22 protein-coding genes and 1 pseudogene are annotated in these 26601 nt (G+C 36.7%); 20 read left to right on the forward strand and 3 right to left on the reverse strand.

Annotated elements, in window-relative coordinates; translation table 11 throughout:
- Window positions 1–111: 111 nt before the first annotated feature.
- Window positions 112–1281, reverse strand: a complete 1170-nt coding sequence (locus tag A0J48_RS04370) for an RpoD/SigA family RNA polymerase sigma factor (protein WP_200320684.1) — start codon at window positions 1279–1281, stop codon at window positions 112–114.
- A 741-nt stretch (window positions 1282–2022) separates the two neighbouring features.
- On the opposite strand from A0J48_RS04370, the gene priA reads away from it, so the two are divergent.
- Window positions 2023–4725, forward strand: a complete 2703-nt coding sequence (gene priA / locus A0J48_RS04375; RefSeq protein ID WP_200320686.1) for a primosomal protein N' — start codon at window positions 2023–2025, stop codon at window positions 4723–4725.
- A gap of 91 nt (window positions 4726–4816) precedes the next feature.
- Here the strand turns inward: priA and ligA are convergent, their stop codons facing one another.
- On the reverse strand, window positions 4817–6862 hold the full coding sequence (ligA, locus tag A0J48_RS04380; RefSeq protein WP_200320688.1) for an NAD-dependent DNA ligase LigA: 2046 nt from the start codon (window positions 6860–6862) through the stop codon (window positions 4817–4819).
- Between the two features lie 1452 nt (window positions 6863–8314).
- Here ligA and A0J48_RS04385 point away from each other — a divergent pair.
- The 12 genes from A0J48_RS04385 to chrA all read left to right on the forward strand — a co-directional run bounded on the left by A0J48_RS04385 (window position 8315) and on the right by chrA (window position 20832).
- Window positions 8315–8608: a hypothetical protein gene (locus tag A0J48_RS04385; protein WP_200320689.1), complete on the forward strand. Its 294-nt coding sequence runs from the start codon at window positions 8315–8317 to the stop codon at window positions 8606–8608.
- A 66-nt stretch (window positions 8609–8674) separates the two neighbouring features.
- Window positions 8675–9580, forward strand: a complete 906-nt coding sequence (locus tag A0J48_RS04390; RefSeq protein WP_200320691.1) for a glycine zipper family protein — start codon at window positions 8675–8677, stop codon at window positions 9578–9580.
- Between the two features lie 41 nt (window positions 9581–9621).
- Window positions 9622–10179, forward strand: a complete 558-nt coding sequence (locus A0J48_RS04395; RefSeq protein WP_200320693.1) for a hypothetical protein — start codon at window positions 9622–9624, stop codon at window positions 10177–10179.
- A 370-nt stretch (window positions 10180–10549) separates the two neighbouring features.
- Window positions 10550–12295, forward strand: coding sequence for an Hsp70 family protein (locus A0J48_RS04400; RefSeq protein WP_200320695.1), 1746 nt, complete (start codon window positions 10550–10552; stop codon window positions 12293–12295).
- Between the two features lie 35 nt (window positions 12296–12330).
- Complete coding sequence (locus A0J48_RS04405; RefSeq protein WP_200320697.1) at window positions 12331–15057, forward strand: ATP-binding protein; 2727 nt, start codon at window positions 12331–12333, stop codon at window positions 15055–15057.
- An 81-nt stretch (window positions 15058–15138) separates the two neighbouring features.
- Entirely contained in the window at window positions 15139–15507 is a 369-nt protein-coding gene (locus A0J48_RS04410; protein WP_200320699.1) for a hypothetical protein, read from the forward strand.
- An 82-nt stretch (window positions 15508–15589) separates the two neighbouring features.
- On the forward strand, window positions 15590–16183 hold the full coding sequence (locus tag A0J48_RS04415) for a hypothetical protein (protein WP_200320701.1): 594 nt from the start codon (window positions 15590–15592) through the stop codon (window positions 16181–16183).
- Window positions 16184–16202: 19 nt separating this feature from the next.
- Window positions 16203–16520: a hypothetical protein gene (locus A0J48_RS04420; protein ID WP_200320703.1), complete on the forward strand. Its 318-nt coding sequence runs from the start codon at window positions 16203–16205 to the stop codon at window positions 16518–16520.
- An 11-nt stretch (window positions 16521–16531) separates the two neighbouring features.
- Window positions 16532–17170, forward strand: a complete 639-nt coding sequence (locus A0J48_RS04425) for a putative zinc-binding metallopeptidase (RefSeq protein WP_200320704.1) — start codon at window positions 16532–16534, stop codon at window positions 17168–17170.
- A 15-nt stretch (window positions 17171–17185) separates the two neighbouring features.
- Window positions 17186–18238 carry a HesA/MoeB/ThiF family protein gene (locus A0J48_RS04430; protein ID WP_200320706.1) on the forward strand — a complete coding sequence of 351 codons (1053 nt, stop codon included), beginning with the start codon at window positions 17186–17188 and terminating at the stop codon, window positions 18236–18238.
- A 212-nt stretch (window positions 18239–18450) separates the two neighbouring features.
- Complete coding sequence (locus A0J48_RS04435) at window positions 18451–19437, forward strand: glycerophosphodiester phosphodiesterase (protein ID WP_200320708.1); 987 nt, start codon at window positions 18451–18453, stop codon at window positions 19435–19437.
- Window positions 19438–19650: 213 nt separating this feature from the next.
- Window positions 19651–20832 (forward strand): chromate efflux transporter, encoded by a 1182-nt coding sequence (gene chrA / locus A0J48_RS04440; RefSeq protein ID WP_200320710.1) that lies wholly within the window; start codon window positions 19651–19653, stop codon window positions 20830–20832.
- 370 nt (window positions 20833–21202) lie between these two features.
- Here the strand turns inward: chrA and cysK are convergent, their stop codons facing one another.
- Complete coding sequence (gene cysK, locus A0J48_RS04445; RefSeq protein WP_200320712.1) at window positions 21203–22144, reverse strand: cysteine synthase A; 942 nt, start codon at window positions 22142–22144, stop codon at window positions 21203–21205.
- Window positions 22145–23000: 856 nt separating this feature from the next.
- Between cysK and A0J48_RS04450 the strand changes: the two genes are divergently transcribed.
- The 7 genes and pseudogenes from A0J48_RS04450 (at window position 23001) to A0J48_RS04480 (ending at window position 26452) form a co-directional block, all read left to right on the forward strand.
- On the forward strand, window positions 23001–23429 hold the full coding sequence (locus A0J48_RS04450; protein ID WP_200320714.1) for a hypothetical protein: 429 nt from the start codon (window positions 23001–23003) through the stop codon (window positions 23427–23429).
- A 36-nt stretch (window positions 23430–23465) separates the two neighbouring features.
- Window positions 23466–23729, forward strand: coding sequence for a hypothetical protein (locus A0J48_RS04455; protein WP_200320716.1), 264 nt, complete (start codon window positions 23466–23468; stop codon window positions 23727–23729).
- A 2-nt stretch (window positions 23730–23731) separates the two neighbouring features.
- Window positions 23732–24043 carry a hypothetical protein gene (locus A0J48_RS04460; RefSeq protein WP_200320718.1) on the forward strand — a complete coding sequence of 104 codons (312 nt, stop codon included), beginning with the start codon at window positions 23732–23734 and terminating at the stop codon, window positions 24041–24043.
- 282 nt (window positions 24044–24325) lie between these two features.
- Window positions 24326–24667: a hypothetical protein gene (locus A0J48_RS04465; RefSeq protein WP_200320720.1), complete on the forward strand. Its 342-nt coding sequence runs from the start codon at window positions 24326–24328 to the stop codon at window positions 24665–24667.
- Between the two features lie 79 nt (window positions 24668–24746).
- Window positions 24747–25182: pseudogene (locus A0J48_RS04470) on the forward strand (LLM class flavin-dependent oxidoreductase); the annotation flags it as partial.
- Entirely contained in the window at window positions 25175–25546 is a 372-nt protein-coding gene (locus A0J48_RS04475; protein WP_200320722.1) for a hypothetical protein, read from the forward strand. The pseudogene A0J48_RS04470 and the gene A0J48_RS04475, both read left to right, overlap by 8 nt.
- Window positions 25547–25840: 294 nt before the next feature.
- Complete coding sequence (locus A0J48_RS04480; protein ID WP_200320724.1) at window positions 25841–26452, forward strand: class I SAM-dependent methyltransferase; 612 nt, start codon at window positions 25841–25843, stop codon at window positions 26450–26452.
- Window positions 26453–26601 lie beyond the last annotated feature (149 nt).

Raw genomic sequence — 26601 nt, forward strand, 5'->3', positions numbered from 1 at the left:
ACAGGGAACAGGGAACAGGGAACAGATATTTTTCTTCTGCCTCCTGCCTCCTGCCTCCTGCCTCCTGCCTCCTGCCTCCTGCCTCCTGCCTTCTGCCTTCTGCCTCCTGCCTTAAATTAACCAACCTTTTAAACGTTTTGCGATGTGGGGACGGCGTAATTTTCGCATGGCTTTACTTTGAATTTGACGTACTCGTTCACGGGAAAGGTTAAACATATTACCAACTTCTTCCAGGGTGCAGGGTTCGCTGGTTGTCAGTCCATAGCGCAAAGAAATTACATCTTTTTCCCGTGGGGTGAGGACATCACCTAGGACTTCCCAAATCTCCTGACGCATCATGTTTTCGTTCATTTTTGCTTCTGGAGATTGGTTATCTTCGTCTTCTAGTAAGTCCATCAATTCGGTGTCTTCTTCTTTACCAACACGGTGGTTGAGTGAAAGTGCTTGACGACGCAGTTGTTGGAGTTGACGCAGTTGTTGGACGCTTATTTCTAAACTAGCGGCCATTTCGGCTTCCGAGGGGTTGCGAGCTAATTTTTGCTTGAGTTCCCGTTGAGCTTTTTTAAGTTTGTTAAGTTTTTCAACAATATGTATTGGTAAGCGAATAGTGCGGGCATCATTAGCGATCGCTCGTGTAATTGCCTGTCGAATCCACCAATAAGCATAGGTTGAGAACTTATATCCTTTATCTGGGTCAAACTTTTCTGTTGCTCGGTTTAAACCCATTGCTCCTTCCTGAATTAAATCCAGAAAAGGAACTCCCCGATTAAGATATCGTTTAGCAATAGAAACTACTAACCGTAAATTGGAGCGAATCATTTTCCGCTTCGCTACTCTTCCTTGATACAAGCGACTTTCCAGTTGTTTTTCTGTCATGTCAAACTTGGCTGCTACTTCGCTTTTGCTCGGTTGCTGTCCCAGTTCTGCTGCTAAAGCTGCTTGTAAGTCTTTTACTTCTTCTAAAAATCTAACCCGCCGTGCTAACTCTACTTCTTCATCTGGTTTGAGGAGAGGATAACGCGCCATTTCTTTAAAAAACGCGCCTACAGCATCGTCATGTTCGGTTTTATTGTATCCCGAAGGACGAGCCGCTGCCATTTCATCCCCATCTCGTTCCTCTGACTCCACATTTTCTATGATAGAAGAGTCTTCAAATACTACTGCATCCAAACTATCAAGTGATGGTTCTTCATGGTCAGCAGCAGTCTCTAGTATTTCCATTGTTCCCAATTCAGCAAGATTCATAGTTTCCTTTCGGGATAATTGCTTTGTTTGGTACATAATTTAGTGATAGCTGCTCGCTTGAGGATTGGTAGTTTCCGTAAGAGACAAATACACCCATTTACTTAGCAAAATACAATCTTTCTGAAAATTCCTGAGTCGGAATAAAAATTTGTATCTGCTTGTCATATTTTGGTTACTTTTAGATACAACTTATATGGTCTTTGCACCCAAAATACCATCTTTTCCCGCTACTAGCAGACATATTCCTTATTTTTTTCTTAATCACCAAATATGTCAAACCCCTTCCAACCTTCTCCACATTAACAAATATAAAAATTCTATCTAGACTGTCTCAATTTTAAATCTTCATATATTTTCCTGAATTTTTGTTTGATTTTGAGGATAAAAGTAAATGCTCGCCAAATAATACAAATTACAAAAATGTTAACTTAAAATCCGGATAATATTTATTGTATAAAAGCATCTCACATTGAAAAACTATTGAATATCTATCAATGGGTGGAAAAAGACTACTCCCTATTTAGTAGATAAAAAATCCATTGATCAACATTGAATATACTTTCATTTGTGTAGTTAGCATCAAATATTTATTGCACGTATTGTGGAAAATATTTTGTCTAGTAGATTACACAAATAAAAACTTATCAAGTATGAGAAGTAATAAAAGTATTGCTAAATACAGTTTACCTGTAGTAAAGTAAGAATTTAACCTTAAGTAAGTTGGCATGAATTTTCTCCAGCTAGGTGAGCGAATATCTATTAAAAAAGACAAAAGTTATGTATATTAAGGACGTAAATTTATCTGCTGTGGCTGTAGCTGAACCTGGTGGATCATACCAGTTGAAAACTACTTTTTATCGCTGGATTGAAGTATTAGCAGATTTTCCCATCAACCCTACAGAATATGAATCAGAAGAAAACCTATATGTATATCACTTACCAGAAGGGTTAGAAGTAAAACCAGGGGATATTGTGACTGTTCCATTTGGCGCTAATTTGTTTGGAGGGATAGTTATTCGTTTGTTAGCGCAACCTCCAGAAAAATTGTCACAAGAAAAAATTCGGGATGTAGAAGATGTAATCCAGAGAGGTTTTTTCCCAGAAACTTACTGGAAGTTGATGGAAAAGGTGTCCCATTACTATTATACGAAACTGATTCAAGTGGTACGTACTGCTTTACCACCAGGCTTACTGAGGCAATCACAGCGTCGTATCCGCCTAACGTTAGCTGGTGCTGCTGTTCCTACTCAAAATACTAACTTAATGTTAATTGACCCGATGTTTGGTACGCCACTGATGCGTGCATACAAACATCCAGATTCTTACCGTGTTAAATTTTATCTATTCAATTCAATACCAAAAGATAGATTAATTAAAACTCTGACCTTATTAAGCTTTCAAAATTCGGTAGGAAAAGTAAAACACAAAGATAGTAATAAGATTTTACAATTACTGCAACAGCAGATAAATGGTGACTATAGTTTTTTTTACCTACGTAGTCAATTACGTCAATCCCAACAATTTAACTATAGAATACGTGAACTAATTCAGCAAGGTTTAGTAGAAAGCTATTTAGAACCGCCACGTTTAGTTAAACCGAAATTAGAAAAAGTAGTTACACTGATTGGGCAAAGTTATGAACTTAACTTAGGAAAGAAACAACAAGAAATTATTGATGTTTTACGACGACAAGGGGGTGAAATGTGGCAAAGTGAATTATTACAAACTTGTAGCACCAGTACCTCTGTTTTAAAAGCCTTAGAACAAAAAGGTTGCATTGTTATTGAAGAACGGGAAATATTACGGAGAGAACAGAATCCCTTGGTAGCAGGGGATCAAGCCAAATCCTTAACTCAAGCCCAAACTCATGCCCTAGAAACCATCAAATCATTAAATGGATTTGCTCAAATTTTATTACATGGGGTGACAGGTTCAGGAAAAACCGAAGTTTACTTACAAGCGATCGCACCCTTACTTAACCAAGGTAAATCAGCCCTCGTTTTAGTTCCTGAAATTGGACTTACACCCCAACTCACAGATAGATTTCGCGCCCGCTTTGGTAACAAAGTCCAAGTTTATCACAGCGCCCTTTCCGACGGTGAACGTTACGACACCTGGCGACAGATGTTCACAGGCGAACCCCAAGTAGTCATCGGGACACGCAGCGCCATTTTTTCCCCATTACCGCACCTGGGTTTAATTATCCTCGACGAAGAACACGACAGCAGCTTTAAACAAGACTCACCCATCCCCACCTACCACGCCCGCACAGTCGCCCAATGGCGTGCAGAATTAGAAAATTGTCCTTTAATTTTAGGTTCTGCTACTCCTTCCTTAGAAAGCTGGGTTTCTGTAAAAGTAGAGAACACCTCCCCAACTCCCCAACTCCCCACCTTCCAATATCTTTCCCTTCCCGAACGCATCAACTCCCGTCCCTTACCACCAGTAGAAATTGTAGATATGCGGCGAGAGTTACAGGAGGGAAATCGTTCTATGTTTAGTAGATCCCTTCAAGAAGCCCTAGAACAGCTAAAAGAGAGAAAACAACAGGGAATTTTATTTATCCATCGTCGTGGACATAGCACCTTTGTTTCTTGTCGCAGTTGTGGTTATGTGCTGGAATGTCCAAACTGTGATGTTTCCCTAGCCTATCACCATGTAGAAGAAGGCGCACCACAGTTATTAAGATGTCATTATTGTAATTATGGTCAAGCACACCCGAAATACTGTCCTCAATGCAGTTCCCCTTACCTGAAATTTTTTGGGAGTGGAACGCAAAGAGTAGCGCAAGAACTAAACCGCCAATTTCCTCACCTTAAATTAATTCGTTTTGATAGCGACACCACCCGCAACAAAGGCGCACACCGTAATTTACTCACTCAATTTGCAAACGGTGAAGCAGATTTATTAGTGGGTACACAAATGCTCACCAAAGGTTTAGACTTACCCCAAGTTACCCTTGTGGGTGTAGTTGCGGCGGATGGGTTACTGCATTTATCAGATTATCGTGCTAGTGAACGAGCTTTTCAAACCTTAACCCAAGTTGCTGGCCGTGCGGGAAGAGGTGAAGATCCGGGAAGGGTAATTATGCAAACTTACACCCCAGAACATCCAGTGATTGAAGCAGTTAAAACCCATGATTATCACTCTTTCTGTGATGCAGAATTAGCACAACGTCAAGCACTGAATTATCCCCCTTATGGCAGATTAATTTTATTGCGGTTGAGTTGTTTAGATCCGATTCAAGTTCAGAATACAGCCCAAATTATTGCTACAAATTTTAGTGATCAAGAAGGATTGGAAATATTAGGACCAGCACCAGCTAGTATTTTACGAGTAGCTAATCGTTATCGTTGGCAAATATTACTGAAATTTACTGCTGATGCACTGCCAAATTTACCAGATTGGGAAGAAATCAGAAAACTTTGTCCTTACTCGGTTAGCTTAACAATTGATGTTGATCCCATCAATATTATGTGATTGAGTAGTCATGCTTGAAACCCTTGTAGAGACGTTTCATGGAACTTCTCTCCAATCTTTTTCACCAGATTTCTAATAGTTCCAAAAAACTTTAGCCCTGTAGCATTTCTAACAACTGTGCTTCACTTAACTGCGTAATTCCCAAAGATTGCGCCTTTTCTAACTTAGAACCCGCATCTGCACCGACAACCAAAAAATCTGTTTTCTTACTCACAGAATCTGTGACTTTACCACCAGCTTTTTGAATTAGTGCTTTTGCTTCGTCGCGTTTTAAACTGGGTAATGTACCTGTGACAACGAAAGTTTTACCAGCAATTTTAGGATTAATTTCACTTACTGATTTTGGTGTTTCAGTGTTAGCTAATTGGATGCCAATGACTTGCAAACGAGAAATCAAAGTTTGATTGGCATCAATATGAAACCACTGATAAACTGATTGAGCAATTTCCGCACCGATACCATAAACACCTTCAATATCGGATTGTTTTGCAGCTGCTAATTTTTCCACTGTGGTAAATTTCTCTGTTAATAATTGAGCGTTCACGCTGCCCACATGACGAATTCCTAAACCGTATAATACCCTAGACCAAGGTTGATTTTTTGATTGAGCGATCGCACTTACTAACTTTTGTGCAGATTTTTGTCCCATGCGTTCTAATTCACATAACTTTGCTTCTGTCAAGTCGTATAAATCGCCAACAGAATGCACCAAACCTTTATCTACCAATTGATGCACCAGTTTTTCACCCATGCCTTTAATATCCAGCGCATCTCGACTTACCCAGTGTTCAATTCCTCCTTTGAGAATAGCTGGACAGGAGGCATTTACACATCTAGTAACCGCTTCTCCTGATTCTCTCACCACCGGTTGACCACATACGGGACAATGGGTAGGCATAATAAAAGGTTCAGTGTCAGCAGGACGGAGTTCTTTTATTACTCTTACTACTTCCGGTATAATTTCTCCAGCTTTGCGAACAATAACGGTATCACCAATGCGAATATCTAATTGCTGAATGCGATCGCTGTTATGTAAGGTAGCTCTAGAAACCGTAGTACCTGCTAATTGTACGGGGCGCATTTCTGCCAACGGCGTTAAAGCTCCTGTTCTGCCCACATTGACAGTGATATTTTCTACACGGGTTGGTGCTTCCTCGGCTGCATATTTGAGAGCGATCGCCCATCTTGGAAACTTCTGTGTAAACCCCAGTTGTTCTTGCAGTTTAAACGTATTTAATTTTACTACTACCCCATCCGTCATATAGGGAGAATTCAACCGTTCAGTATCCCAATATTGGTAATATTCGGCAACTTCATCAAGAGAATGGCAGAGTTTATGGTTGGTATCAACGCGGAAACCAAGCCTTTGCAACAACTCTAAAGCTTCCCATTGGGTATTAGCAATACTCGCATCATCTAAACCCGGAATATGCAAAGTATAAGCAAAAAAATCTAACTGACGTTGTGCCACAATGCGTGGGTCTAATTGTCTGAGTGTACCAGCTACCGCATTCCGAGGATTAGCAAATAACTGTTCACCAGCTTGTTGCCTTTTCTCATTAATTTGTTTAAATACTTCTAAAGGTAAAAATACCTCTCCCCGTACTTCCACCTTTTCAATTTCTGCCAACCCGTCAAAATTCAAACGTAGAGGAATAGAGCGAATAGTCCGCACATTTTGGGTAATATCTTCACCCATCACCCCATCACCCCTAGTCGCACCCCTGACCAGAATACCATTTTGGTAAGTTAGCGCCAAAGCCGCACCATCAATTTTCAACTCTGCCACATAGTCTACTTCTGCTGGAAAATACTGAGATGGCAAGTGTCGCTGCCAACGTTGATCCCAACTTTGCAACTCCTCCACATTAAAAGCGTTTTCCAAACTATACAGAGGTATGTTGTGTCTTACCGAAGTAAAATGGGTTGCAGGTCGTTCACCTACGCGCTGAGTTGGACTATCAGGAGTAATTAATTCTGGATATTTAATTTCTAATTCTTGTAATTCACGATACAGCCTATCATAAACTGTATCTTCCATTATTGGTGCGTCTAATACATAATAAGCATAGCTGGCTTGCTGCAATAAACGCCGTAATTCTTCTACACGCTTTGCTTCAGGATGAAGTTGGATCATGAGAAATATGACAAAAGATAATCAAAAAAATAATGCAAGAGGTCTAATATAGTAGACTTTTTTTAATCTTTAGGATAAAGTTTTACTCATGACTTTAGTTTTTGCTATTGTTCCTCATTAAAATTTGGTTTTCTTCCCCTTCCTTTTTGATTATATAATAATAACAATCTTTTATCTTCCCAATCGTTCATCCAGTTATATATAGTCACCCTGCTCACTTGAAAAATTTCTATAGCTTTTCTCAGTCTCACGAGGTAAACCCTAATTTATTTACTGTTCCCTGTTCCCTGCGATGCACTGAGCTTGCCGAAGTGTTCCTTGTTCCCTAACACTAAAAAACTCTGTACCTCACTAGCTTGGGAAATGCTATATCAATTCAGGAATTGTCACTTCTTCATAGCTTAATAAAATACAATGCGCTCTTTGTCTAACTTGATAATGTACACTTTCTTTATATAGGAATCCGGTTTGGTTTCTGAATTTATTTGTTAAGGCAGGGAATAGGGAATAGGGAATAGGGTTTGAGAGGATTAAGGTGTACGGAGTTTTGTTCAAAAATCAAATAGGAGTCCTATATATTTTCTCTAGTAATTTGGCTGTGTCAAAGTTCAAATCTCTAATAAATCGCCTCTTTTTCTCTTACTCAATGTCTTGCGACTCTACGTATAAACACATAGAATATCAAAATATGTGCGATAAAGATACCTGATTATTATGGTATTTTATCGCTAAATCAAAGGTTTTGGTATTATACGGAGTAATAAAATTCCATCAATTTTTATTGGTGCAAGATGTGAGCTTAGTTACTATCAATAATTTATTTTACCAATTTATTATTATAATGTATAAATAATTTTGCATGGGTACTTATAATCTAATGTAGATAAAACGTCAAGTTTTTAGTAAAAATTTTAACATCAAGAAATAGAAATTCAAATAATATTACTTAATATCCTCACAAGTTCCTCACAATTGTGATTTAGCATGATCAGGTATAGGAAAGTGCTATTCAGAGAAATCTGAATCTAAATAAGGTTTGCTGAAAAAGTCTTTCCGTTGAGGTAGGGAATAGGGAATAGTTTTAGCTGTCTGTCATCCCTAAATTTTTTGATTTCTCAGTACCAAAATCCACTCTTTTGATGGTACACCCTTCAAAAACCTTGCACCTACTTTCCTGTTTATCAGCCTCCAACCTTTGATTTATCTAGATTTTTCCCTTATTCGGCAAGCCCTAAATACCAAAAATCATTAGGTTTAGGGTAATCTATCGTCGTCAGAAATATTAATTGTGTTTCTCTATAGTGTTTACAGAAAAATTACTGTAACTTTAGTATGGAAAATTTCATAATTTTGTCGTTAGAGACATCGGGATTAGTGGTTTTATCATTTTGGGACAGATTTCTGAAGTCGCAGCAATTTCACATTAATTGGCTGATTCCAAAGGAGGATAAAATGTCAACCCTAGATGAAGATTTAGAAAAATATGCAAATGAAGCCTGGAATCATCACGATATAAAAGCAGGATTCAAGTTACTTGCAGAGCTTGGTGGAATTGTGGGTCTAGGTATATTTGGATATACTATTCTCACTTCTTGGATTCCTGGTCTTAATGCTCTTGGAATTCCTATTAGTACAGCAATGGCCTGTCGTTTACTAGCAACAGCTGGACAACAGTATTGCAATCTTTCTGAAGAAGAAAGGGCAGTAGTAAGGAAAGCAGTAAGATTTATAAGTTCCCTGTCTTAAATAGTAACCCACTTTCTTTACTCAATCAAAAATTACAGCAATTAAATAAGAATTAGAGGTAACACAATGAAATCACTTATTGACCACTATCCAGAAATGGAAACGAGGCTTCGTCAAGAAATAAAAAAAGCAAATACATCGGAAGAAATTGTACAAATTATTCAGAAGGAAATCAGAATAATTGCCCATCATGATAGTGACTATATTCTTAGTTTAACTGATTCTCAAAGAACGTTAGCATGGGAAAGATTAGAATCTTTAAGCAAGTCTTTTAATATGTTGACAGCAATTAAAGTATCTCCAATTGATGGAGAGGAAAATTATCAAAGACATGGGCAAAAACGCCATTCTGGTAAAAACCATCAGGATATGAATAATATTGCCATTGGTGCCGTTAGTGGGGCTGTTGCAGGAACTGTTGCAGGAATTCCTATTGTTGGCACTGCTGTAGGTATTGCTGTGGGTGCTGGAGTAGGTTTGGCTTCTAACTTAATGCCAAAAGATGACAAAACAGAAAAAACTGAGTCAACAGTGGAAAATAAAGTACCATTATTACGGATAAATCTTGATGTCATACTATCTAATTTATATCAGGGTTTTCAAGAGATTGATCAGGCAGTTACTCGTTGTTTAGAAGAACGCAGAAAACAACCTGATAAACCAAGTTTAGATAAATTGACTGACGTTTTAGAAGTTTTACAAGATTTAATGGGAGAAGAATTAGATGAACAAAATAAAATCCCTACTTTAGTCAGTAAACAATTAAAACGTATTCCCTCTGTCTTGAGACATTATGGTATGGAAGCACGGGTTTATGAACCAAAAGGTGAACCATCTAGTCGGGATTACGAACTGTTTGAGTTTGAGCCAAGTTTAGAGCCTGATTTACAAGAGTATGTCACCATGAAACCAGCTTTTATTAAAGGTGATGAAGTAATTTTACAAGGGCGAGTAATTGAACCTCAAACATAAAGATTTACTAATTCAATATACCTCTTTAAAGGAGCAAAAAGATGAGTAACCATATAATTTTCCACGCAGCAAAAGAAGGCTACGAAAATCTACAGTTATTCGGTGATGAACCTAAAGCAAGGGAATTATCTAACGTAATTAAGCAACACGCTCTGCTTGGTACAGCAGCAGGTATAATTCCAGTACCAGGTGCTGATATTGCCGCCTTAGTAGCTAATACTTGGACTATGTATGTTCGTATTAACAATGTAGTTGGTGTATCCTTTGGTGACAATGTGCTGAAATCTATTGCTAGTGGAATTATCGCCAACTTAGCATCATTAATTCCTGGAATTGCATTAGCTATTGGAACTGGAAGTTTGCTGAAATTTATTCCTGGAATCGGAACCGCAGGCGGAATTGTAGTTGCTGCTGCGGCAAATGTCGCTGTAATGTATGTGGCAGGAAATGTATATCTCAAATCATTAGAAATATTGATTCATAGTGATAAGCCGCTTACTGAGGAGAATATTAAGATGGCCGCCGAGCAGATATCAAAAGACAAAGATTTTGTGGAAAAAGCCTATGCAGAGGGAAAAGAAGTTGCTAAAAATCGGTGATTAATACTTCTATGAAAGCAAGTTATGACATTTATCAACATTTCGATTTTTATCATATTTGTCATAACCAATGGTTGGATCTCTATACCAGTTAACCTTCAGTATCACATTGCTACCTGATTGTTAACTGGTAAATGATACACAAAACAATCAACACACCAAAAAAGTAGAGGACATTACTATGAGTAATAACAAGGTTGAAATTATCGGATTTGATTTAGGACATGGAGAAACGGCCTTGGCCAAAATAGTAGGAGAAAAGGTAGATGAGTCACCAAAGAAACTACTACTTCATAAAATAGAATGTCAACCGACAATGATAGCTTATCATCCTGAACAGGGAGTTTTATTTGGTAAACCAGCTTTAAATTTGAAAGCTACTAATTTTCAAATTGCTTTCAAAAAACGTCCAACTTCTGACCCCAATTATCAGAAAGTTATGAAAGATTATGTTAAGGCAATTTATGAGCATCTCTTACAAACTGAGCAACTTCAAAAAGATGACCAAAATCATTTTTTTATAGGCTGCCCGTCAGAGTGGACTGATACAGAAATAGCTCAATACCAAAAACTGTTAGAATCTTCTGATTTACCTAAAGTTAGCGTAATCAAAGAATCTTTTGCTGCACTAATGCAGGCAAGAATGAGTAATCTTGTCACAGGTGCAGAGATCAAAGGTAATGTATTAGTTATTGATGTAGGATCATCAACTACAGATTGTACGCTTGTGAAAGTAGGAACTCATGAAAAAGATGGTGATTTTGGCATTGACTTAGGTGCTACTTTAATTGATAAAGCTATTCTCAATTATAGTCTTAGTGAAAATGAAGACGGAAAAGATATTGAGATTGTCTTTCAACAATTCCCTTTTTTCAGACATAGCTGTGAATTTAAGTGTCGTCAGGCTAAAGAAGAATATTTTTGTATTCCAGGAAATTATCTAGATTACGATTCTAAAGTAGACGGGAATATAAAAATCCAGAAAGTGGGTATTTTTGAGCCAATTGTATATAAGGAAATTATCGAGATAATTGTTACAGAACCTTTGAATAATTGGCTGCAAAAATCTAAAGATATTATACCTGCTTTAAAAGGTGTTGACTTGCAAAAAAGCTGGCGAGATAATTTCCATGATTTTTTAACTGACACAAAACAAAAATTAGAAAACAAAGGAGTTAAGGTAAATACAATTATCCTCACTGGAAGTGCTACCAAAATGGACTTTATTCCTGAAATTGTCCATAAAATTTTTACTAATTGCAAGTGTATAAAAGATACTGAACCCGGTATTTGTATTGCGATGGGTCTTGCCCGTTGGGGAAAACGTAGTATTAATACAATTCACTTTACAGAGGAAGTTGAGCAATTTTTGCAGAATGAACTACCAAAAATTTTCAAAGATAAAGTAGATTCTTTGCGTAGTACATTAACGGAAAACTTAGTAGAAGGGTTATCTTCCCAAATAATTAGATCAACCTTGTTGGGTTGGCGTGATCGCCGGGGTATTTACACTATTAATGATCTCGAATCAGAAATTATCTCAAGAACAAAAACTTGGCTAGAAGGAACTGGAGGACGAGAAATTATCAAACAATCAATTAATACTTGGATTAAGAATGATATTGTTCCACCTATACAACAAAAAACAGATCCTATCTGTAGAAAATATGGTTTAGCTCTCGATCAACTTGTACCTTCTGCATTAACCTACAATCCCAATGCTAACATAAATTCAGAAAATCTCAATATTGCTGATCCTACTTTAATTACAGCAATAGTCAACTGGATTATTGGTATTATTGTCACAGTAATAACATTATTTCTAGCTACAACAGTAATCGGTTTAATCATTGGCTTATTTATTATGTTTGGACTGCAAGGATGGGCTGAAGAGAAGATTAGAGCTTGGGATATACCTAAATTAGCGCGTGACAGGGTTTCTGATAATAAAATTTCAGAAATGACCATTGAAATCAAAGGAAAATTGCAAGAAGAAGTTGCCAAAAATATCGCTGAAGATCAGGAATTTATGAATAAAATTCTTAATCCAGTTAAAGATTGGTTGAGCAAGGAAGTGAGAAAACAAGCAGACTCTGTAAAAATCCTAATCTCTTAATTTAATCTCAACCATAGTAATAGGAGATAATTTATATGGAATCATCAGATATTGTTCGTCCTCAAGATTTAAAACAGCTAGATATCAAAATCGCTGCTGCTAATGTAATGTCCCAGTCTCTTCTCTTTAGTTTAGGAAGACAATATCTGGACGTTCAGTTAACAGATGCTAAATACATTCAACCCCTGCCCCCTAAAGGTATTTTAATGGGAGATCCCTATTTTCTCAAAGTAGAACAAGTGGGAAGTTCTCTAACAACTTCACTGTCTCAACCTTTCACAGCTTTACAAACTGCTCTTTCCGCTTGTCATAATCCTGAAAAATATCATCTAGTTTTTATTATCTCTAGTGATGGTACTCAAAATCAGGTTTATCTAGGAATTTGTAGTAAGGATAGTTTAGATAGTTCATCAGAAGATTTTATTGGTAATATTGGCAAATTCTTACAGGGAAATTGGCAAGGAACAAAATTTCGGTGTCTTGATACTGATACTCAAGAAGTAAAAAGTCATATTGTTCAACCTCTGAATAAATTTCATTACGCTCAAGCAATAACCGGAATACCCTCTCTTAAACCTGGTGATCATCCTGGATATCCCCAAAGTTTAGATCGTCTTTTAAGTGGGATGCGAGGATCGCCTTTCATGTATATGGTAATTGCTGAACCCATGAGTGAAGCTCAGGTTAATGGTATTATCTATGGACTTAGGGAACTCATGGGGCGTGTCCATTCCTTCAGTAAGATTAACTTTAATGAGACTTTTACTCAAGGCATTTCTCTAAATAGAGGACGCACTGATAGCACAAGTGAATCTATTGCTGAGACATTCAGTACAAGTTATGAGGAAGTAGATAACTCAGGCTTAAATATGGCTGTACTTACAGCAATGAGAAGTTTAGGTTTAGGAATAGTATTTCCCCCAATGGCTTTGATGTCCCTTTTGGTGGCTGATGTAGCTTTAGATATTGCTCCTTTACTCAGCAGAACCTATCAACAAACTCAAGGAAAAACCACCACTAAAACAACAGGAGTGAGTATTTCTGAAAATCAGGGTTTTAATTTAAGTTCAGCACAGGCTTTTGGAGAAGAATATATTAATGCTCATGCTCAAGCAGCAGAAGCACAGATTAAAAAATATCTGGAACGTTTTGAACAATCCCGCGCTTTAGGTTGCTGGAATGTAGGAGCTTATTTATTAGCAGAAAAACCCGATATTCTCCAACAAGCTAGTACCCAATTGCGATCGCTTCTCAGTGGAGAAAACAGTGTTTTTGAACCGATTCGCATTCACGATTTAAAACGAGTCTGGAATAAAACTAAAAATTCTTTACAGAACTTTGATCACCCAGATTTAGCACTGGTTAATCCTAACAACCAACAGCAAAAACTAGATCATCCACTAGGAAAAGCATTTAACGGTTTAACCACACCTCTAAATACTCAGGAATTAGCATTATTAGTCAATTTACCCCGCCATGAAGTACCAGGGGTAAAAGTTATGCCCACAGCAACTTTTAGTCTTAATCCCCCTGTGGTAGAAGGTAAAGCTATCCTATTGGGTAACGTCTTAGAAGGAGGTGAACCCACACCCCTAAAATATAGTATCGCTCTATCAACTCTAGCCAAACACTGCTTAGTCACAGGAATCACCGGCTCAGGTAAATCTACCACCTGTCGGAAAATGTTAACTGAATTAAATCAGCAACAAATACCCTTCCTAATTATTGAACCAGCGAAAGAAGAATATGTAGAATGGGCAATGGAATACAACCAATCCTTACCTCCAAATAGCCCAAACCGCATTGCTATTTATATGCCTGGAATACAAACTTGGCGAGGTAACAAATTAGAAAATAAACTCACTCTTAACCCCTTTGATATTGTTTGGCTGTCTCAAGAAACCACACCACAAATTTTATCCCATATAGACCGTCTCAAATCCATTCTTACTGCTGCTTTCCCCATGCAGGAAATTCTACCCATCTTGCTCGAAGATGTCCTATTTTATGCCTATACTCGTCCGCAAAATTGGTTAGGTGATGATCCGCCTCCTTACGGTACACCTCGGCCTACACTGAGTCAGTTACTTGATCAAATTTCATTAGTAATTAAAGGCAAAGGATATGAAGATAGAATTACAGCCAACTTAACAGCAGCATTAACTACTCGTGTTCAAAGTCTCAGACGAGGCTGGAAAAAACAGCTATTTGATCAACCCCAGTCTACAAATTGTCCACAAATATTTGACCGTCCAGCCGTTATCAACTTAGCACATTTGGGGGACGATGCAGACAAAGCCTTTGCAATGGCAATACTGCTGCAATTTCTTTATGAATATCGTCAAGCTCAAAATGAATTACTGACACTAGAACAGCATAAAAATAATAGCTTACGTCATGTAACAGTGATTGAAGAAGCCCATCGTATTTTACTAAAAGTTTCATCAGGTTCAATAGAACAAGCAAATCCCCAGGCTAAAGTAGCTGAAATGTTCGCTAACATTCTCTCAGAAATCCGCGCCTATGGTCAAGGTTTAATGATTGTAGATCAAGTACCAAATCGCTTAGTACCTGATGCTATCAAAAATACTAATTTAAAGATTGTTCATCGCTTAGTTGCTGCCGATGATCGAGATGCCATGAGTGCTTGTATGGCACTAACAACAGACCAAAGTATGATTATTAATCGCTTGCGTCCTGGACAAGCTATTGTCTGTGGAGAACAAGATGATATGGCCGCTTGGGTACAAATTTTGAAATAGTCATCACTTAATACCTCACATCTACAAAGAGATAGATATCTAGGTTCTAAAATTCTTCAAAATAAAAAGGAGAAATTACTTATGAATGAACATCAGAAAACAAAGTGTCATCAGATTATTCATGGAGCAGCACTTTCAGGAGCAGGATTAGCTGCTGGAATGGCACAAGTACCAGGTGCCGATGTTCCGCTTTTAATGGGTATCGAAATTACAATGACCATATCATTAGGATCAGTATTTGGAATTAGTCTGACTGAATCTGCTGCCAAATCTATAGTCCTTGCCCAGATTGCTACCATAGCTGGTAGAGGAGTATCTCAAGCTCTTGTTGGTTGGATACCTTTATTTGGTAATGCTATAAATGCAGGAACAGCAGCCGGAGTTATTGAAGCAATGGGTTGGGCAATAGCGAATGATTTTGCTAATCAGTCTAATAGAGACAGGGAGTAAGTTCAATAGTCGAAAATCGCTCTCTAAATTTACAATACTGATGAAAACTGACAACTTCCCATTTACAAAGGAAGGCAAATTTATGACATCAAACTTGAAGTTTAAGAAATTTTCTGATAATTTGACTAATTCATTAACTGATATCTATCGTATCGGTAACTTGAGTTTAGTGTTCATGCTTGGAGGCGTTATTGTTACAATAGTTGGACACTTTGTTAATGATTGGTTATTTAGTCTTGGTATTTGCTTAATTATTGGCTGTTTAGGCTTCTTTATCTACGCTCAAATCCAAGGTTTTCAGGAAATATCTCGACTAATTGAAAAAAATAAAACCTCTATTGATTTAGCTCAGGAGACTGCTATTGAATTAACAAAAACTGTTAATCTTATGGAATCATTTACCATCAGTCATATCAAAGCATTAGATAAAACTACAGATATGGTTGTACCTCTAGTAACTACCTTACCAATAGTAGGCAGAAAACTAGATAATATGGGCATTTCCAAACTACAAAATGTTTCCAAACATCTAGTAGAGATGATGCTAAAACTTGAAAATATTACTCAAGACATGGAAAAATCTTTAGTAAATGCAGATGCTCAAAAACTTGCAGTTTATACTCAAAAATTGCGAAAAATTAGTCAGAAAATTAGAACTAATAGTGATCAAAATTAATAAAGAATGAGGTGAATATATGAAAGTTTTAGAAATTGTCAACCTGCAAAGACAACCATTAGGTCGAATCTTATGGGAAGCACCAGATAAGCTCACTTTAGAAGTTGTAGATGCTCGATTTGAGGCCAAATTACACAATCTCATAGAAATAGGAAAAAGGGATGGTTTTCCACTGCGAACTGGCAAAAAAGTACAAGAATCAGGTAATTCTATGATTGTAGATGAGCGAATTACAGTTAAACCAGAAGATGAAAAATTCTTAGCAGCTATGACTGATGCAGTTAGTCGTTATACTTTTGATGGTCAACGAGTTTTTGGTTTGCTCAAAGAACAATAGGAGTAGGGAAAATGAATATTTTTGAATCATTTGATCAGGAAGGAATGAAAACTAATTCTGACACTGGTTTAGAATCTGTAAAATTAGTTAATTATACAGAAATAGGCAAATTTGAAGATTCTGGAATATTTACTAATCAAGAATTAGGGAATTATTTACGGGACACTTTACCCCCATCTCATTTAGAAAATTGTCCTTCTATTCAATATCAATCTGAAAGTAGTGAAAAATATCCTCATGCTTTAGGAACTTTTAATTGTGGAACTCATGAAATTTGTATTTGGGGACCTGTAGAACGGTTTGCGGGTGCAGGAGAAATACTGGACACAGTAACTCATGAAGTTGGTCATAATGTTCATGAAAATATGTTAGCAGAGCGTCCAGCACTTGCTGAAAAATGGAGTCAATTAAATCAACAAAGTTGGGAAACATTTTCCACAGATGGCACAGGTTTTGTCTCTGATTATGCCCGCACTAATGTTTATGAAGACTTTGCTGAAAGCTACATGACTTATGTTAGAGATCCTGAAAAGTTATTGTTTTATAATCCTGAAAAATATGAATTTATGAGAAATGAAGTTTTTTCAGGAACAACCTATAGTTCACTTATTCAAGTGGGTAATGTATTATTGTGTGAAGTTAGTAATTAAACAAGAAAAAATTCCATGAATTTATTAACAACAAACACTAAATTTCAAATTAAAAGGTCTTTATCAATTAAACTTGATCAGGATCGTCCAGTTATTTGGATTGGAAATTTACCTCCCAATGCTATTAAAATTGAACATCCTCCATTATATCTAGCAATGATGTTAGAAACATTGTCTATACCTTATACTTTTGCGGAAATATGGCAAAAAATTAACATCCAATATCCTCAAGCTATTTTCAGTGATGTGGAAAAATATTTCAATGATCTTTTAGAGTTAGGAGTTATTCATCCTCAATTAACAGAAGGAAGATACCACCGTCATCAATTGTATTTTGATTTTTTCGATGTTTTACCAGAGAATTATGAGCAAATTGTTTCTACAAAAACCGTAGGGTTAATTGGTTCTGGAGGAATTGGATCAACTGTGGCTTTATTATTAGCAACTGCTGGTGTAGGTACTTTGATAGTATCAGATAATGATGATCTTGAAGAAAGTAATCTCACTCGTACAATTCTTTTTGATGAATCTGATATTGGCACAAGTAAGGTAGTAGCAGCTAAAACAAAATTACAAGCTAGAAATCATCAAACTACGGTTATTCCTATACAAAAGATGTGTAATGGAGTTAATTTTGTTAAAGAAAATTTTGCTAACTGTGATGTTTTAGTTTTATCTGCTGATCATCCTTCAGATATACATAATTGGGTCAATACAGCCGCAATTGAATTACAAATGCCTTATATTAGTGTGGGATATATAGAAATTTTTGGTTCAATTGGTCCTTTTATTATTCCTGGTGTCACTGGGTGCTATAATTGTCATCTTATGAATCAAAAACAATCTTTAAAAAATTATAGAGAGTTAAATCATAATTTTCAAACAGCATCCTATGGTTCTCTTAATGCCCTAGTTTCCAGTATAGCTGTAAATGAAATTATCAGATATTTTTTCACCTTGGATATCAAAACTCTTGGCCAACAAATGTTGATTAAATCTAACGATTATAGTATATCATTTGTTGAATATCAAAAACATGAAAAATGCTTTTGTAGTAGCTTAATTTAAATTAACCAACTAAATTATCTTCATCAACTTCTCATTCTCATGTCATTGCTGTAATATAAAAATTTTTTTAGTTATCAATACTATAGCTTTTCCCAGTTTGGTGAAGTACAAAATCATCTGCGTCCATCTGCGTCCATCTGCGTTCAATTATTACTGATTGTACTTCACTTGAATGGTAATTGCTATAATATAACTCACTATTACATCAGATTATGAATAAAAAAATTACCCAGCAACCCCCTATCATTATTGCTCATCGAGGTGCAAGCGGATACCGCCCGGAACACACATTAACAGCATATCAATTAGCAATAGATTTAGGTGCTGACTACATCGAACCAGATTTAGTTATTACCAAAGATGGTGTTTTAATCGCTCGACATGAAAATGAAATTTCTGAAACTACGGATATAGCAAATCATCCTGAATTTTCCCATCTCAAAACCACAAAGATTATTGATGGTGAAGTGAAAACAGGTTGGTTTACAGAAGATTTAACTTTATCAGAATTAAAAACATTAACAGCTAAAGAACGTATTCCCGAAATCCGTCCTCAAAATACAGATTATAATGGCAGTTTAGAAGTTCCTACACTTCAAGAAATCATTGATTTAGCACAAAGTCAAAGTTCAAAAATTAGTCGTGTGATTGGCATTTATCCAGAAACTAAACATCCCACATATTTTCAATCTATTGGTTTACCATTAGAAGCAACTTTATTAGCAACCTTACACACAACTAATTTACCTGTATTTATTCAATCCTTTGAAGTTAGCAACCTGCAAGCATTAGCGAAAAAGACTGAATTTCCTTTGGTGCAATTAATCAATGATAGTGGTAAACCCTATGATTTTGTTATTAGTGATGATAATCGTACATATCAAGACTTAATCAAACCAGCAGGTTTAAAAGAAATTGCTGAATATGCAACAGCAATAGGAGTGAATAAAAATTTATTAATTCCCAGAGATAAAAATGGTAAATTACAATCACCAACACCTTTAATTAGTCATGCTCATCAAGCAGGGTTACTAGTTCATGCTTGGACATTTCGGAATGAAAATTTATTCTTACCTTTAAATTTGCAAGACCATCCCCAAGATGAATATAGACTCTTTTTTGATTTAGGTATAGATGGCGTATTTAGTGACTTTACTGATACGGCTGTAACTATGCGAAATTATTGGTTACAATTTTAGAGTAAATTGACTGTTAACCATTAATGCTAACAGTCAATTTCGCACAATTTACCAAGTGCTACTGCAAAAAGAACCACTAGATTTTTGATCGAAATATCTATTATACTACACTAAATCTATCAATTTAGTATACTTGAATACTTTTTAGGGAATTCAAAACCTGTTTCTCATCTCTAAGCTGTATTTTAGATTATCAACATATTGATCAATAAAATGAGTAATTTGCAATTAAATCGTTTAGGGGAAATCGCTAAACTCTTTTTGAAACTAGGTGTGATTGGTTTTGGTGGGCCAGTTGCCCATATTGCCATGATAGAAGATGAAGTCGTCCAGCGTCGTCAGTGGTTAACAAAAGAGCATTTTTTGGATTTGTTGGGTGCAACTAACTTGATTCCTGGTCCCAATTCTACAGAAATGGCTATTCATATTGGTTATATTTATGCCGGATGGTTAGGGTTAATAGTTGCAGGTATTTGTTTTATCTTACCTGCGGTGTTAATTACAGGTATATTTGCTTTTATTTATGTTGATTATGGTACTTTACCCCAACTTACGCCTTTACTGTATGGGATTAAACCAGCAGTTTTAGGAATCATTATCAATGCCCTTTGGGGTTTATCTAAAAAAGCCATAAAAACCCGACAATTACTTATAATTGCTGTAGCAGTGGGCTTAATCACTTGGTTAGGTAAAGTGAATGAAGTTATGGCTTTGTTATTAGGTGGAATATTAGGAATGATTTGGTTACACAATAGTAATCAAAATCACAACGGTAATCGAACTAATTTAATGATTGCGGCTTTAACTCTGAGTACCACTTTGCCAACAATAACTATAACTCCCGTTGTTTCTTTGTGGAAATTGAGTTTATTTTTTCTCAAAGTTGGTAGTGTGTTATTTGGTGGTGGCTATTTACTAATTGCATTTTTACAAGGTGGGTTAGTAAATGAATATGGCTGGTTGACACAACAACAATTATTAGATGCCATTGCTATCGGTCAATTTACTCCTGGGCCAGTCCTTTCTACTGCTACATTTATAGGATATATCATCGCTGGTTTACCTGGTGCAATTGTATCTACGGTGGGAATTTTTCTACCTTCATTTTTATTTGTTGCTATTTTAAATCCTTTCATTCCTTGGTTACGTGCCTCATCTTGGACAAGGTATTTTTTAGATGCTGTTAATGTTAGTGCTGTAGCGTTGATGGTAGTGACGACATTGCAGTTAGGAATCACAATTTTCACTTTAGAAAAAGTGCCTGATGTAGATTTTTTGGGTTTAGTTATTTGCTTAATTTCTGCAATTTTAGCTATTTTTTATCGTATCAATCCTGCATGGTTAGTTTTGGGTGGTGGTTTAATTGGTTTGGGTATTTCAGTTTTTTTAGCTTAGGTATTCCTACTTCAAAAATGGAAAATTAATAATAGACAATTACCTCTCCCTTTCAGGAAAAGGATTGAAAACAGGACTTACGCAAAATATCTCTCAAACCCTTAGTTCTCTGTGTCCGGAGTTGACATAAGTCCTAGAAAAATCAAAATTTTTTCTTTTTTTTCCCCTGCCAGGAGGAGGTTTTAAACCTTGAAGGAAACAATTGTCAATTGTTTAGGACTTACGCAAAAAAACGAAAAATCAAGGGTTTTGACAAAGGGGTAAAGTGATGGAAAAATCAAGGTCGAGGAGAGGAAAACCCCTACACCCCTACACCCTTACACCCCTACACCCAGTCGTCACAGATAACTTCTGTGCGTAAGTCCTGTTGTTAACTCATCAATTCTTGAAACATGACTGTACTCAAATAACGTTCTCCAAAAGAAGGCTGAATCATCACAATTAATTTACCAGCATTTTCTGGGCGTTTACCTACTTCAATAGCCGCACATAAAGCTGCACCGGAAGATATACCTGATAATAAACCCTCTTCTCTTGCTAATCTGCGTCCATAGTTCATTGCTTGGTCATCATTAACTTGAAACACTTCATCAATCAAATCTGGACGTAAAATATCAGGAATAAATCCCGCACCAATACCTTGAATTTTATGAGAACCTGGTTGACCACCAGAAAGAACAGGGCTATTACTAGGTTCTACAGCTATTACCTGAAAACTCGGTTTCCGTTGTTTAATTACCTCTGCAATTCCAGTAATTGTTCCCCCAGTTCCTACACCAGCAATTAATATATCTACTTCCCCATCAGTATCCGCCCAAATTTCCTCAGCCGTTGTTTCTCGGTGAATTTTCGGGTTGGCTGGATTTCTAAATTGTTGCAAAATCACAGCATTAGGAGTGTTAGCAACTATTTCCTCAGCTTTATTAATTGCTCCCCGCATTCCTTGGGGTCCTGGAGTTAACTCCAAAGTAGCACCATAAGCCCGCAGCATAGCCCGTCTTTCCTGGCTCATGGTTTCTGGCATAGTTAAGATTAATTTGTAACCACGGGCTGCTGCTACCATTGCTAAAGCAATACCTGTGTTACCGGAAGTTGGTTCTACTAAAACGGTTTTTCCTGGAGAAATTAAACCCTCTGCTTCTGCGGTCAGAATCATGCTTACGCCAATTCTATCTTTGACCGAAGCCGCCGGATTCATACTTTCTAATTTGACAACTATTCTGGCTACTACTCCTTCAGCTTGAGGAATTTTGTTTAGCTGAATTAAGGGGGTTTTACCAATAAGTTCTGTTACGTCTTTAGCAATTCGCATTTATTAGCTGTTAATAAACATGGGTATAGGGGTAAAGGAGAGAAAACACAGTTGTCTACATCCGTTGACCACTAACAAAATTTTAATATCTTTTTGTAGTTATTTAGTTTATTTTTAATTTCAGGTCTATTTTGTCATGATATATTGTTATTTGAGTACAAGTTTTGACAGCTAATAATTACTCTTCAATATGCTCAATCATTAACGGCTAAAGCCTGGAGGTTGAGTACAAAACTTCCCGCACCCCATTTGAAAAATGCTAGTACCCCCTGCAAAAAATACTAGTACCTCTACCCCATAGAAATTTTATAAGTCTTACTAGATAAGTATTGCAGACTTTGAGTGCTAATTTAATGATCTTAATAATCCTAATTCCTGTGAAATAAACTCTGTTGTAGAGAGGGGCTGATATAAACATTTATAGGATTTACGCAGAGATTCCCCTCTACCCCCCGAAATTCCTAGATGCAAGTCTAGAGAACTAGGGGGGACTTCTTAACTCTAATAAAGTTATCATCTTTGTGTAAAGACCAGCTAAAATCTGTCAGTATTAGTCAATACTAAATGGAGTATATTTCAAATTTTTAATTTTGACTGGCTTGGTCATACTTTATGAAAATTCTTCATATTAATTTCTCACTCATAAACCTGTAAAGTTGAGATTTTAAATTTTAGATTCAGATCAAAATTAAATCATTAGGTATCATCTACCAGATAGATAAGGAGAATCTAAAATTACTAAATCAAGATATAAAATTTGCTAGGTATGTGAGAGTTTAGATTTCCCCGGTGCAGAAATAGACCATAAAATATATTTTCTTACTGGGTAATTGTCACCTAGCAAGGGAGAGCAAAAATGAAATTAAAAATTTTAAAGGTGCTGACAGTTAGTTTAGTTACTTTAGCGGTGCTATCTCCAGGGATAATCGTCTTTAATTTAATCTGGGGACGACATATAGAGTTAGTTAAGACACAGAATTTATCCTGTCAATTCTCCAATATAAATAAAGGTTATGATCCTTTATCTCTTCAGCCAAAAAGCATAAATAAACCTGAGTCTCCAACTAACATAAAATTATCTCAACCTAATTTTTTTATGCAACTGCAAATTCTAGCTGAACAGTATAAACTGGCTACAATTTGGCAATGGTTGGTTTTGGGTACACCTATTTGTATTGGCTTCGGGATTCTTGGTTACGACAGGTATGTTGTGTATCGTGCTGCTGTCTTAAAAGCACAAATCGAAATGTTAGAAAGACTTTGGCAGCAGAGCATTGAGCAATAATTTTCAGTTTTCTTATTCACCATAAACTAATTTACCATGACAGACGAACGCCAAACTCAGTATTTTAATTTAATTGATGAACTGCTCAGATGTCCTAATGGTCAAGAACCAGAAGTTTTGGAAGCTCAACCCGAATTAATTGATTCTGGTTTAATACATACAATGCTACAAGTTGCCACTATGTTTGCCCATGAAGGTAATCAAGATGGCGCTCAGTTTTTATTTTTTATAGCCAAGGAATTAGCTAAACAATTGGGTTTATATCCTGAAGTTTCCTCCGAGGTTGCACATCAGGAGTAATAATGCTATTGACTTCAACTGATGCTGGACACATAGCTTTAGAGTTCCTCTTAGCAGACTGGAACATCCCAGAAGATTATCGAGATTGGTTTACTATCTTCAATTCCCGATTAATGGGTGAGTTTTGGTACATTGTAGAATTGGGTGTTGAAGGTTTTCCTGATAAGTGGTTTATTCAAGTTTACGATACAGGAGCCTGTGACCCAAACTATACATTTAATTCTCCTATCTCTGGTTCTGAAGGATATTTGGATTTAAAGAATATTCCAGATATCATTGCCCATGTTTTAGTTGCTGAACGCAATTCTCGATGAAATAAAGCAGCAGTCAGTCATCAGCGGTCAGCAGGAAAATCTTCTTGGTGCATAATTAATTTTGTAGTCTTTTTGCTACTGCATTTAACTGATATATATGGTCATTATTTAGGGGTGTACTTGAATAAAGTCTCACCCCTTTTTATAATTACAAATTACCAATTAATAATTACCAATTATTTTAATTTTTTATTCAAATTAAATTGGCGATTTGTCAGGTTTAATTAACAAAATTATGTTATACTAGATCGTAGTTATGGACGCTACAGAAATATCAGTCAAATGATTGCTGAAGATATCCTAGCTCAAGAATTTACCAGAATTGTCAACCATTATTACCCCAGCACTGGGGAAGTGTTGGCAAGGTGTCATGTGAAAGTTATCACCAGTTTCTGGGGACGACCTGCTAAACGCTTTCAATATATAGGGATTTATTGTTCAGAAGAAATAATGCCCTATATCAAAGCGCAAAAGGAAATACTGCGGGAAGTAGCAGACAATATGGGACTCATTCAAGTAGTTTGTGTGAATGCCAAGCGATTGCTGCGCGACCCGATGTCCAAACTTCAACATTCTCAACCACGCTTGTGGTTGGAGTTGCAATTAGTAGCAGCGGCAGCTTAGAGTATCGCCAATAATGAAAACAGGACTTTTCTGCAATTACGAAAATCATCACCAAGATGCTCGTCGCGCTATCCTTGAAGCGGAAAATCCTTTCGGTTTAATGGGTAGTCCCCCCTTTTCTCTCGTCAGATTGAAAAATACCGTCAGCAAATATCGACAATTAAATTCCAGCGGTGCAGATAATTTTTTGTTGCTAAAACATCCTCTGAAGCGGTGAGTGAAACCTTACCTTTCATCCACAAATTTAGCCAAAAAATGACTGCTAATGCGGCGAAAATTCAGCAGAATAGTCCTTTTCTCCAGAAAGCTTACAACCAGACAAATATCTGTGTTGAAGAAGACTTTCTGATTGAAAATTCCATTATTGGTGATGTCGAAACCTGTCACAGCAAGATCAAGAAATTTCAGGACGAATTAAATCTCGGCACACTGGCGCTCAAACTCGCATTTTCTTCTCTGCAAAAAATCGAGAGAGTTTGGAGCGTTACAATCAAGAGGTGCGAAATTATGTCTAAACTTCCCTTGCTTCCACCTGATGATTTACCTCCTGTAGAGGTGACAAAACAGGACGGGATGCTACAAATGGAACTAGAGCAGTCTATTGGCAGATGTTTTTATTATGGGTGCGATGGCATTACCCAAGTTTTGCTATCTAACTGTCAGTGGTATATGACCAAAAATGCCACGACTTTAATGTTAATTATAGACTGTCCTGACATAGTATCTTACTGGCATATAGTCAGCAATATTCCTCAATTGGGCAATAGATTGGAAAGATGGACAAAGGATGCAAAAATTCGTGTTTACCCGCCTTTTGGTAAGGGTAGACCCTTTGAAATTGGTGTCAATGAAATCTCTGCTTATCGAGATTGGTTATAAGTTTTAGCGCAGGGAACAAGGAATAGGGAATAGTGGTGCAAGCAATACTTGTTGGTTAAGGGAGAAGGGAAAAAGGGAAAAGAAAAACCTTTACCCTTTTCCTTTTAACCTTTTCTCAAACCTGATGCACTATAATGGAACAGGAATTACACAAAAGTCTGAAAAAATAAACCGCAAAGGACACAAAGTAATAAGAGCTTATCCAGATTTTTTGCATAAGTCCTAAGAAAAGGATTTTAAACTATTCCCTATTCCCTATTCCCTATTCCCTATTCCCTTTTATCTATACAAACTATGATTAATCAGTTTATAAATAATAAAAAGCAAATCTTTGACCGTTGGGCAAACAGTTATGATTGGACTTTTCCTTCTTTTATCTATCAAGCCATTCATAAAAGATTGCTTTCTTACGTTGAATTAGCACCGCAGGCTAATGTACTTGATTTAGGTTGTGGAACTGGAAGGTTATTAGATAGATTAGCAAGTCAGTTTCCGGAAATACGTGGTACAGGATTGGATTTGTCTCCCCAGATGTTGCGGGTAGCTAGACAAAAAAACCGCCATCGTCCCCGATTAATTTATGTCGAAGGTAATGCGGAATCTCTTCCCTTTGCTGAGGGTCAATTTAATGCTGTATTTAACACTATCAGTTTTTTGCATTATCCCCACCCAGCACAGGTTTTAAGTGAAGTAAAACGGGTACTTTCTCCTGGTGGACGCTTTTATTTAGTTGACATTACTGCTAATAAACCAGTGATTAAACTCATGGCTAATTCCCCCGCTGGAATTAAATTCTACAGTCGAGAACAGCGTCAACAGTTAGGTACTGATGCTGGACTTTTGTGTTTAGGTCATTATTATTTATTGGGGCCAGTTTTATTGACGATTTTTGCTAAACCTGGATGATGCTGGTAGCAAACGTAAGTATTCAGCCGTCAGCCGTCAGCTAATGCCGGCACGCTACGCTAACAGCTTTGAAGACTGAAATACAAAGAATGAGAACAAATGAGGAGCGTGTAACTTTCCGGAAACTAATGCTTTTAAATCTTTGCTCT

The sequence above is a fragment of the Sphaerospermopsis aphanizomenoides BCCUSP55 genome, from assembly GCF_001586785.1.
In the GTDB taxonomy this organism is placed as follows: Bacteria; Cyanobacteriota; Cyanobacteriia; order Cyanobacteriales; family Nostocaceae; genus Sphaerospermopsis_A; species Sphaerospermopsis_A aphanizomenoides_A.